This is a genomic window from Modicisalibacter tunisiensis (assembly GCF_020148005.1).
GTDB lineage: Bacteria > Pseudomonadota > Gammaproteobacteria > Pseudomonadales > Halomonadaceae > Modicisalibacter > Modicisalibacter tunisiensis.
Genome location: NZ_JAGXFD010000001.1, coordinates 1938896 through 1949188, shown reverse-complemented (window position 1 = coordinate 1949188; position 10293 = coordinate 1938896). Strand labels below are relative to the sequence as shown.

Sequence of the window (10293 nt, the reverse complement as noted above, 5' to 3'; positions counted from 1 at the left end):
CGCATCTCCCGCGGGCGCAGCGTGCGCGAGATGATCCTCGCCGTGGCGGTGCTGGCGCCGATCGCCACCACCGTGTGGTTCACCCTGCTGGGCGGCTCGGGCATCCACTACCAGCTGACCGGGGCGATCGACCTCACCGAGGCGCTCAACAACTTCCAGTTCGACGTCGCCACGCTGACCGTGGCCCAGGCGCTGCCCGGCGGCACGCTGATGGCCATGGCGATCCTGCTGCTGACCACCATCTTCGTCGCCACCACCGGCGACTCGATGAGCTACGCCATCGCCGTGGTGGGCTCCGGGCATGACGAGCCCAACCCGCTGATCCGCGCCTTCTGGGGCATCGCCATGGCGCTGATGGCGGCCATCCTGCTGTACATGGGCTCGGGGCAGATCAGCGTGCTGCAGCAGTTCATCGTGATCACCGCGATCCCGGTGTCGCTGGTGCTGCTGCCCTCGCTGTGGACCGGCCCCAAGGCCGCCTATGCCATGGCCCGCGAGCAGGGGCTGATCGAGCCCCGGGACTGACTCTCCTCAGGCGTTCTCACGCAAAGGCGGCGACCGTCTCCGGTCGCCGCCCTCTCCTTTCTACCTTTTCCGACGCTCAGACGTTGTAGCCCAACACCCCCGGCAACCACAGCGCGATCGGCGGAAACAGCGCCACCAGCAGCAACGCTATAGCCATCGCCGCCACGAACACCAGCGCCCAGCCCAGGGTCTGCTCGAGGCGGATGCCCGCCACCTCGGTGGTGACCATCAGGTTGACCGCCACCGGCGGCGTGTACTGGCCGATGGCGATGTTCATCGCCAGCAGAATGCCGAACCACACCGGATTCCAGCCGAAGTGCTGCATCACCGGAATGAGGATCGGCATCAGGATCAGGTAGATCGAGATCGCATCCAGCAGCATGCCGGCGAGCAGCACCGCAATCATGATCAGGGTGAGCAGTACCGCGCCGTTGTCGGATAGCGTGATCAGCCACTCGGCGAGATGCCGGAACGTCCCCAGCATGGTGCCCGCCCAGGCGAAGATCCCCGCCAGGGCGATGATCAGCATCACCACCCCGGAGATCGTCGCCGCCTCGCCGACCAGTCGCCAGAGTTCGCGCCAGTCGAGCTCACGGGTCAGGAACAGCCCCACCACCACGCCGTAGGCCACCGCCGCGACGGCGGCCTCGGTGGGCGTGAACAGGCCGCTGCGCAGCCCGCCGAGGATCAGCACCGGGGCGAACAGTGCGGGGATCGCCTGGCGAAAGCTCTCGCCCAGCGCCGGCCGTTCGACCTCAGAGGGTGCCTCCCAGCCATGGCGCCGCGACAGCCAGAACGCCGGCAGCAGCAGCGCCACGCCGGCCAAAATGCCGGGGAATAGCCCGGCGGCGAACAGCGCACGCAGATCGACGCCCGGCACCACGATCGAGTAGAGAATCAGCGCCACCGAGGGCGGAATCAGGATCGCGGTGGATGCCGAGGCGGCAATCAGCGTCGCCGAGAATGGCCTGGGGTAGCCGGCACGGGTCATGCTGGGCAGCATCACCATCGCCACCGCCGCGGCATCCGCCGGTCCCGAGCCGCTCATCCCACCCATGATCAGGCAGACCAGCACCGCGACCAGCGCCAGCCCGCCGTGGCGCGGGCCGATCAGCGCCTGGGCGAAACGTACCAGCCGCGCGGCGACCCCGGCCCGCTCGAAGATCAGGCCGGTGAGGATGAACAGCGGAATGGCGATCAACGGGTACTTGGCGATGCTGTTGTAGGTGTTGGTACCCAGTGCCGCCAGCATGTCCGGCGAGAGCCCGGTGACGATGCCCACCGCCCCGGCCAGGCCCAGCGCGAAGGCCACCGGCACGCCGGCCAGCAACAGCAGCCCGAAGCTGCCGATCATCAGGAAATCAGGACTCATCGTCGAGCCCTCCGCGCAGCCGATCGAGAGTCTGCTGGACCAGTCGCACGAGCATCGCGAGCGACAGCAGCGGCAGCCACACCAGGTACCACCACTGCGGCACGCCGAGCCCCGGCGACAGCGACTGCCAGTGATACTCCTGCCAGGCCATCTGCGCGCCGTAACCGGTGATCAGCCCCAGCACCACCAGCCCGGCGAGGCCCTGCAGCGCAATCAGCACACGGCGCGGTCCGGGCGGCAGGGCACGCTCGACGAGGCCGATGCGAATGTGACCGTTGCGGCGCAGCGCCACCGCCGCCCCGGCGAAGGTCACAACCACCAGCAGGAAAACCGAGATCTCCTCGGTGAAGGCGAAGGAGGCATCGGTGACGTAGCGCACCACCACGTTGGCGAAACTGATCAGGGCGATCACCACCAGGGCAAGCGTGGCCAGAACGCGCTCGAGTCGCGCATCCGGTTGCGGTTTCATGTTGACCTCATCGTGTGTCGGCCGGCACCTCGGCCGGCCGACGGGGCTTGCGGGTTGGCGACACTTGCCGCTCAGCGGTTTTCGGCGGCCTGGCGTGCCGTCTCGACCAGCGCCTCGCCGATCTTCGGCGTCCAGGTGTTATAGACGCTGCGGGTGGCGTCGACGAAGGCCTGGTGCTGGGCGTCGTCGAGCTCGACGACCTCGACACCGCGCTCCTTGATCGCTGCCAGCCGATCGTCACGCTCGCCGCGCGATTTCTCGATCTCCCAGGCACCGGCGTCCTCGGCGGCCTGACGCAGCAGCTCGCGGTCCTTTTCGGGGAACTGCTGCCAGACGTTGCGATTGACGGCGAAGATCAGCGGATCGTTCATGTAGTGCCACAGCGTCAGGTACTTCTGCCCTACCTGATCGATGCGCGCCACGTCGAACACCGACAGCGGATTCTCCTGGCCGTCCACCGCCCCGGTGGTCAGCGCCGGCTTGGCGTCGGCCCAGCTCATCTGGGTGGGGTTGGCGCCCAGCGCGGTGAAGGTGTCGTGGAACAGCGGTGAGCCGACCACGCGGATCTTCAGGCCGTCGAGATCCTCGGGCTCATTGATCGGCAGCTTGGAGTTGGACAGTTCGCGAAAGCCGTTCTCGCCCCAGGCCAGCGGGATCACGCCGCGCGATTCGATGGCGTCGAAGACCATCTCACCGGCCTTGCCGCCGGTGACCGCGTCGACAGCGTCATAATCGGGCATCAGAAACGGCAGCGAGAACAGGTTGAGCTGCGGAACCTGCGGTGACCAGTTGATGGTCGAGCCCACCGCCATGTCGATCAGCCCCTGGCGCATGGCCGAGAACTCGCGGGTCTGGTCGCCGTTGACCAGCTGCGAGTTGGGATAGACGCGCAACGTGATACGCCCGTCGGAGCGTTCCTTGACCAGCTCGGCCCACTTGTCGGCGGCCTGCCCCCAGGGGAAGGCATTCGAAAGCACGGTGGAGACGGAATATTCGCGGGCCTGTGCGGTCAACGCGGTGCACAGCAGGGCGGCCCCCGCAAGGGCAGCGGTGAATCCGGTAAAGCGGCGTGTCAGCATGTCGTGATTCCTTGCATGCGCCAGCCCGCGGGCCGGGTCTGGCTACGTTATTGGTTATCATGAAGCCGGGCGGCTTCCCCGCATGCAGGTCCGGAGGATAAGGACCCGCGGCGCGCAGCTCGTGGCTGCCCGCCGAGGCACGCCCGGCACGGTGGGCGCGGGCGTGTATCGATCCAGCCATCATTGTAAAGCGCTATCGAATGAATGACAGCCTGGCAATATGCCCACGGCTGTCATCGAACCGTCACGCGGCCGGCCACCATCGCTGCTAGACTAAGGCGCCCTTTCAGACGGCCGAACCGTGGGAGCCCGCCATGAAGATGCTGGCGCTCTACAGCATCAAGGGCGGCGTGGGCAAGACCGCCTCCGCCGTCAATCTCGCCGCCGAGGCCTGCCGTGACGGCCGTCGCGTGCTGCTCTGGGATCTCGACCCCCAGGCGGCGACCACCTTCTATCTGCGCGCCAAGCCCAAGGTACGCGGCGGCGTGGGCAAGCTGGTCAAGGGCAAGGCGGCGCTCGACAAGGTGATTCGCAACACCGGCGTCGAGGGGCTCGATCTGCTGCCGGCCGCTATCGGCTCGCGGGCGATGGAACAGCTGCTGGAAGACCGCAAGCCCAGCCGCCTGCGCCGCATGCTCCAGCCCGTGCATGACGACTACGACCTGATCATCCTCGACTGCCCGCCCAGCCTGTCGACGCTGGCCGAACAGATCGTCTCGAGTGTCGACGCCCTGCTCGTGCCGGTGATCCCCACCACGCTCTCGCAACGCACCCTCGACCAGCTGCGCCACTACCTGGACGACGCCAATCAGGACTGCCCGGTCTGGCCCTTCGTGACCCTCGCCGACCGCCGCCGCAAGCTGCACCGGGAAATCGTGGACGACCTCGGCGAACACTGGCCCACCCGGTTGTCCACGACCATCCCCAATGCCAGCGCCATCGAGCGCATGGGGCTGGAGCGCGCCCCGGTGAACGCCTTCGCCCCGCGCTGCGCCGGCAGTCGGGCCTATGCCGCCCTGTGGCGCGAAATCGCCCAGCGCCTGGGCTGAGTCACCCCGACCGTCAGGGCAGCGAGGTCGGCAACAGCCGATCCCCCACCGTGATGCCATGGCGCGCGAAGAACCCGGCGTTGACCTCCAGTGCCATGCGAAACGGGACCCCCGCGGGATAGCGCGGGCAGTCGGCAGGTCGCTCGCTGGCACAGGGGACCATTCGCCGGATGGCGCGGATGACGCCCTGGGTATCGATGAAGGCGATCGACAACGGAATGCGGGTGTTGAACATCCAGAAGGCGCCCGTGGCGGATTGCTCGCGAGGGAAGAGAAACAGCATGCCGGCGCCGGCGGGCAGCCGCTCTCGCTCCATCAGGCCCCGGGCCCTGTCGGCCGGGCGCCGGGCGATTTCCGCCTGAATCGCCTGCCGCCGATCGCCACTGACAATGACCAGAGTCCGCTGTTCCAGGTCGCCGGCCTGCACCCCTGCCCACCCTGTCAGCACGCCCAGCACGGCGAGCCCGCACCAGAGCGCGAAAACCACTCCTCGTCGCGGCATCACAGCCTCCCGTCTTCCATTATGCGCATCGAAGGCGCCTCGCAGCCTCCGCCCCCCTTCTTTATACTGCTCTATCGGTTTTCCCTCAGGTTACCTGACCGCCATTCAAGGATGAATTCGTGCCCCTACGCGACCTTCTGCTCGGATTGACCGTAATTGTCATCTGGGCCCTCAACATCATCGTCATCAAGGTCGGGGTGGCGGACATGCCGCCCCTGTTGCTGATGACGTTGCGCTTTTCGCTGGTCGCGGCCCTGCTGGTGCCCTTCACCCGCTTCAACCGCCGCCAGCTGCCCTGGCTGCTGCTGCTGTCGGTAACCTTCGGTGGTCTGCATTTCCCGCTGCTGTTTCTGGGGCTCGGCCAGGCCGAGGCCGGCACCGGCGCACTGCTGGTGCAGATGGGTACGCCCTTCGCGACCCTGCTGGCCGCCGCCTTCCTTAGAGACCGGCTTGACCTGCGCCGCTGGCTGGGCCTGGCAATGTCCTTCAGCGGCGTGGTGGTGCTGGCCGGCGGGCCCTCCCTGCCGGCGCCGCTGCCCACCACCCTGCTGCTGGCCAGCGCCTTCTTCTGGGCAGTGTCGAACCTGATCATCAAGGTGGCGCCCCCCCATCCCGCCGCTGACCCTGGCCGGCTGGATCGCGCTGTTCGCCATTCCCCAGGTGGGGCTGGGGTCCTGGCTCTTCGAGGATGCGCAATGGGCGGCGCTGGGCAACGCCGGCTGGAGCGGCTGGGGTGCCGTCTTCTATACCGCCGTGATGTCGTCGATCGTCGCCTATGGGGTGTGGTATCGGCTGCTGCAGAAGCATCCGGTCAGCCGCGTCGTGCCGCTGTCGCTGCTGATGCCGGTCTTCGCCGTGCTGCTGGGCATGTGGCTGCTGGGCGACCCGCTGGGAGCCAACAAGCTCATCGGCGGACTACTGGTGGTAGCGGGCCTGGCGGTGATCAACGTGCGTCTGCCCGGCCGGTGGTGGGCGCGCCGCGAAGGCACGACGCCACGCCCCTGACGCGGCACGACAAAACGGCACGACAAAACGGCAAGACAAAAAAAGGCCGGCGACAGGAGTCGCCGGCCCGGATACGACGCCGAAGCGACGCTTACTTCGTCTGGCCCGCCGTCTTGCTGGCGGTCTTGAGGTTTTCCTCGACCAGCTGCTGGCTCTGCTTGGCGAAGTCCTGGTTAAGGGCAACGACCTTCTCGGCATCGCCCTTCAGGCGCTCGCCCAGATCCTTGACGACCTTCTGCTGTTCCTCGACGTAGCTGCGGAAGCCTTCGGCATCACGCACGTCGAGCATGGCGCGCGTCTGGGCGAAGCCGGCGTCGACATAGGCCTTGGTGAAGCTCATCTGGGTGTTGACCAGCTGCTCCGTGTAATCCATGGCCATGGCGGCGTAAGCGCGCGCCGGGCCGGTATAGAAAGTCTCGAACTGCTTGTTGACCTGATCGAATGCGTTCTGGGTGTTGGTAGCCATGATAGGACCTCCGTCGTGGTGGGCTGACCTCGAAGGTTTCGGCCTTCGTTGCAGTGCAACATAGCAGACCCCTTGTTGCAGTGCAACATGCCTTGTCATGCCCGGGGCTGTCGACGGCCGCCCACGCCATCGCGCGCGGTGCAACCGTTTAAAGGCCATCGGTGGCGGCGCTTGTCCGGCGAGGTCAAGCCCCTGTAAGGTCACCCTCATACGGCCCGTGGCGATCCCCGCCCCGCCTCCGATGGCCCGGGCCCATCACAATCACAACTCCATCGCCGGGCCGGCATCCGTGAACGCCGTTTCACCGCCCGCGCCGCCCCGGAAAGAGGACGCTTGCGAGGAGCTTCTCCTTGATTCAGATCGACAACGTCTCCAAGACGTTCGGCGGCATACAGGCAGTGCGAGGGGTCTCGCTCGAGGTTGCCGAGGGCAGCATCACCGGCCTGATCGGCCCCAACGGTGCCGGCAAGAGCACCCTGTTCAACATGGTCGCCGGACTCTTTCCCCCCAGCGAAGGCCGCGTGCTGCTGGACGGCCGCGACATCACCGGCCTGCCGCCGCACAAGCTGTTTCATCTCGGCCTGGTCCGCACCTTCCAGATCCCCCACGAGTTCTCGCGCATGACCGTGCGCGAAAATCTCATGGTCGTGCCGCCCGGTCAGAGCGGTGAGAACCTGTTCAACGCCTGGCTGCGCTGGGGCCGGGTCAAGCAGGAGGACAGCGCGGTGCTCGACAAAGTCGACGACGTGCTCGACTTTCTGGAGATCACCCATGTCGCCGACGAGCTGGCCGGCAACCTCTCGGGTGGCCAAAAAAAGCTGCTCGACCTGGGGCGCACCATGATGACCGATGCCCGGATGGTCCTGCTCGACGAGCCCGGCGCCGGGGTCAACCGCACCCTGCTGGGCAAGATCCGCGAGGCGATCCAGCGCCTGAATCGCGAGCGCGGCTACACCTTCTGCGTGATCGAGCACGACATGGACCTGATCTCGGCGCTGTGCGACCCGGTCCACGTGATGGCCAACGGCGAACTGATCGCCTCCGGCGCCATGACCGAGCTGCGCCGCAATGAACAGGTCCGCGAGGCCTATCTCGGCGGCGGCATGAGCGGGCAGATGGGCGAGAACGCCCGGCCTTCGAACCAGGGAGATGCCTCATGACCAGTCTTCTCGAAGCCCGGGATCTCTATGGCGGCTACGGCGGCGTGGATATCCTCCAGGGCACCAACCTGCGCGTCGAACCCGACGAGATCGTGGTGATCGTCGGCCCCAACGGCGCCGGCAAGTCCACGGCGATGAAGGCGGTGTTCGGCCTGCTGCGCATCCGCGCCGGCGAGGTGCTCTACAAGGGCGAGCCGATCACCAACGCCAAGCCGGAACAGATGGTCAAGCGCGGCATCGCCTACGTGCCCCAGGAGAAGAACGTCTTCCCCTCGATGACGGTCCGCGAGAACCTCGAGATGGGCGCCTACCTGATGAAGGGCGATCTCTCCAAGCGTCTCGACAAGGTCTACACGCTGTTTCCCAAGCTCGCCGAGCGGCGGCGCCAGCAGGCCGGCCTGATGTCCGGCGGCGAGCGCCAGATGGTCGCCATGGGCCGTGCGCTGATGATCGACCCCGAGCTGCTGATGCTCGACGAGCCCACCGCCGGGCTCTCGCCGCTGCTGATCGACGAGACCTTCGAGCGCATCAAGGAGATCAATGCCCAGGGCATCGGCGTGCTGATGGTCGAGCAGAACGCCAAGCAGGCGCTGGCCATCGCCGATCGCGGCTACGTGCTGGCCACCGGCCGCAACCGTCACGAAGACACCGGTCCCAACCTCCTGGCCGATCCGGAAGTCGCTGAAATGTTCCTGGGGGGCTGAGATGACCGATATCCTGCAACTGCTCGTCTACGGCCTGGTGCTGGGCAGCGTGCTGACCATGGGCGCCATCGGCGTGTCGATGATCTTCGGCATCCTGCGCTTCGCCCACTTCGCCCACGGCGACTTCATGACGCTCGGCGCCTACCTGGGCCTGACCTTCATCTCCGCCTTCGGGCTCAGCGCCTGGTGGGCGCTGCCCGCGGCGATGGTCGGCATGGCGGTGGTCGCGGTGTTCATCGACCAGGTGCTCTACCGACGCATCCGCCGCACCCAGCCGGTGATCCTGCTGATCGCCTCGTTCGGCATGGCGCTGATCCTGCGCAGCCTGGTGCAGCTGATCTGGGGCTCCGACAACCAGAGCTACGCCACCGGCATCCAGTTCCCCTGGCGCCTCGACTGGCTGGGCGGCATCCGTCTCAAGCCCGATCACCTGTGGATCGTGCTGATCTCGCTGGGGCTGGTGATGGCGGTGCACCTGTTCCTGACCCGCACCCGGCTGGGCAAGGCGATGCGCGCCATGTCCGACAACATGGACCTGGCGCTGGTCTCGGGCATCCCCGCCGAACGGGTGATCATGGTCACCTGGGTGATCGGCGGCGCCCTGGCCGCGGCGGCCGGGGTGTTCCTGGGCATCGACACGCGCCTGCACCCGGTGATGGGCTGGAGCGCCCTGCTGCCGGTCTTCGCCGCCACCATCCTCGGCGGCATCGGCCGGCCCTACGGCGCGATCGCCGGCGGCATGATCATCGGCGTCTCCATGGAGATGTCGACGCTGATCATCCCCGCCGCCTACAAGCCCGCCGTGGCCTTCGCGATCATGGTCGGCATGCTCATCCTGCGTCCGCAGGGCATCTTCAAGGGGACAGTCTGATGGAACTCACCGGCATCGCGTCCTACCTCGTCTCGTTTCTGACCTTCGCCGGGGTCTATGCCGTGCTCGCCCTGGGCCTCAACATGCAGTGGGGCTTCACGGGCCAGTTCAACATCGGCATCGCCGGCTTCTTCGCGGTGGGCGCCTACACCAGCGCCATCCTCACCACCCCCGGCAGCCCCGCCTATCTGGGGGGCTTCGGCCTGCCCTTCCTGGTGGGTCTCGGCGGCGCCGTGATCGCCTCGACGATCATCGGCGTGATCATCGGCCTGATCACCGCGCGCCTGCGCACCGACTACCTGGCGATCGCCTCGATCGGCATCGCCGAGATGATTCGGCTGTTCATCAAGAACGAGGACTGGCTCTCCAACGGCGTGCGCGGCATCGCCGGCATTCCGCGACCGCTGCAGGGCACCCCGCTGGACACGCCGCTGGGCTACCTGCTGGTGGTGGTGGTGTTCGTGGTCGGCGTCTACTTCCTGGTCGAGCGCGCCTACGCCTCGCCCTGGGGCCGCGTGCTGCGGGCGATCCGCGAGAACGAGCCGGCCACCGCGGCGGCCGGCAAGGACATCGCCAACTTCCGCCTGCAGGCGTTCGTGCTCGGCTCGGCGATCATGGGCCTGGGTGGCGGGCTGTACGCCCACTTCTTCGGCTTCCTCAGCCCCGAAGCCTTCCGCCCGCTCTACGGCACCTTCATCGTCTGGGTCATGCTGATCGCCGGGGGCAGCGGCAACAACCGCGGCGCCATCCTCGGCGCGGTGGTGGTCTGGGGCATCTGGTCGGTCACCGAGCTGTTCACCGACATGCTGCCGGCCGAACACGCCACCCAGGGCGCGGCGCTGCGCGTGCTGCTGATCGGCGTGCTGCTGCAGGTCATCCTGGTCCTGCGCCCGCAGGGGCTGCTCCCCGAGAAGCCGCCCCGCCTGATCGCCCGGCAGCGTCGCTCCCGATAGGCGGCTGGCTCAGTACCGCTCTCGGGCGGGCTGAGCCTGCAGGCCATCAGAAAGCCCCGGCCATGGAACCATGGCCGGGGCTTCGCGTTGTACACGTGGCGGCGGCTGGCGGCCCATGCCGCCAACCGTCGCGTCACG

11 protein-coding genes and 1 pseudogene are annotated in these 10293 nt (G+C 67.3%); 7 read left to right on the top strand and 5 right to left on the bottom strand.

Going from position 1 to position 10293, the window contains the following annotated elements; translation table 11 throughout:
- The coding region (locus KGQ91_RS09100; protein WP_224420824.1) for a BCCT family transporter at nucleotides 1-525 on the top strand (525 nt) is incomplete at its 5' end.
- A gap of 76 nt (nucleotides 526-601) precedes the next feature.
- Here the strand turns inward: KGQ91_RS09100 and KGQ91_RS09095 are convergent.
- The 3 genes from KGQ91_RS09095 to KGQ91_RS09085 all read right to left on the bottom strand — a co-directional run bounded on the left by KGQ91_RS09095 (nucleotide 602) and on the right by KGQ91_RS09085 (nucleotide 3445).
- Nucleotides 602-1897, bottom strand: coding sequence for a TRAP transporter large permease (locus tag KGQ91_RS09095; protein WP_163647620.1), 1296 nt, complete (start codon nucleotides 1895-1897; stop codon nucleotides 602-604).
- Nucleotides 1887-2366 carry a TRAP transporter small permease gene (locus KGQ91_RS09090; RefSeq protein WP_224420823.1) on the bottom strand — a complete coding sequence of 160 codons (480 nt, stop codon included), beginning with the start codon at nucleotides 2364-2366 and terminating at the stop codon, nucleotides 1887-1889. The genes KGQ91_RS09095 and KGQ91_RS09090 overlap by 11 nt, the downstream gene beginning before the upstream one ends.
- Before the next feature lie 71 nt (nucleotides 2367-2437).
- Entirely contained in the window at nucleotides 2438-3445 is a 1008-nt protein-coding gene (locus KGQ91_RS09085; RefSeq protein WP_224420822.1) for a DctP family TRAP transporter solute-binding subunit, read from the bottom strand.
- A gap of 314 nt (nucleotides 3446-3759) precedes the next feature.
- On the opposite strand from KGQ91_RS09085, the gene KGQ91_RS09080 reads away from it, so the two are divergent.
- Nucleotides 3760-4494, top strand: a complete 735-nt coding sequence (locus tag KGQ91_RS09080) for a ParA family protein (RefSeq protein ID WP_224420821.1) — start codon at nucleotides 3760-3762, stop codon at nucleotides 4492-4494.
- 13 nt (nucleotides 4495-4507) lie between these two features.
- On the opposite strand, the gene KGQ91_RS09075 is transcribed toward KGQ91_RS09080, so the two are convergent.
- Nucleotides 4508-4996 carry a DUF192 domain-containing protein gene (locus KGQ91_RS09075; protein ID WP_224420820.1) on the bottom strand — a complete coding sequence of 163 codons (489 nt, stop codon included), beginning with the start codon at nucleotides 4994-4996 and terminating at the stop codon, nucleotides 4508-4510.
- A 119-nt stretch (nucleotides 4997-5115) separates the two neighbouring features.
- Between KGQ91_RS09075 and KGQ91_RS09070 the strand changes: the two are divergent.
- Nucleotides 5116-6001, top strand: a pseudogene (locus KGQ91_RS09070) (DMT family transporter).
- Between the two features lie 91 nt (nucleotides 6002-6092).
- Here the strand turns inward: KGQ91_RS09070 and KGQ91_RS09065 are convergent.
- Nucleotides 6093-6467 carry a phasin family protein gene (locus KGQ91_RS09065; RefSeq protein WP_224420819.1) on the bottom strand — a complete coding sequence of 125 codons (375 nt, stop codon included), beginning with the start codon at nucleotides 6465-6467 and terminating at the stop codon, nucleotides 6093-6095.
- A 350-nt stretch (nucleotides 6468-6817) separates the two neighbouring features.
- Between KGQ91_RS09065 and KGQ91_RS09060 the strand changes: the two genes are divergently transcribed.
- The 4 genes from KGQ91_RS09060 to KGQ91_RS09045 are packed head-to-tail and all read left to right on the top strand — an operon-like array spanning nucleotide 6818 to nucleotide 10155.
- Nucleotides 6818-7627 (top strand): ABC transporter ATP-binding protein, encoded by an 810-nt coding sequence (locus tag KGQ91_RS09060; protein ID WP_224420818.1) that lies wholly within the window; start codon nucleotides 6818-6820, stop codon nucleotides 7625-7627.
- Nucleotides 7624-8331 (top strand): ABC transporter ATP-binding protein, encoded by a 708-nt coding sequence (locus tag KGQ91_RS09055; RefSeq protein ID WP_224420817.1) that lies wholly within the window; start codon nucleotides 7624-7626, stop codon nucleotides 8329-8331. Before KGQ91_RS09060 ends, KGQ91_RS09055 begins: the two co-directional genes overlap by 4 nt.
- A gap of 1 nt (nucleotide 8332) precedes the next feature.
- Nucleotides 8333-9202 carry a branched-chain amino acid ABC transporter permease gene (locus KGQ91_RS09050; RefSeq protein WP_224420816.1) on the top strand — a complete coding sequence of 290 codons (870 nt, stop codon included), beginning with the start codon at nucleotides 8333-8335 and terminating at the stop codon, nucleotides 9200-9202.
- Nucleotides 9202-10155: a branched-chain amino acid ABC transporter permease gene (locus tag KGQ91_RS09045; RefSeq protein ID WP_224420815.1), complete on the top strand. Its 954-nt coding sequence runs from the start codon at nucleotides 9202-9204 to the stop codon at nucleotides 10153-10155. The genes KGQ91_RS09050 and KGQ91_RS09045 overlap by 1 nt, the downstream gene beginning before the upstream one ends.
- Nucleotides 10156-10293: the final 138 nt, after the last annotated feature.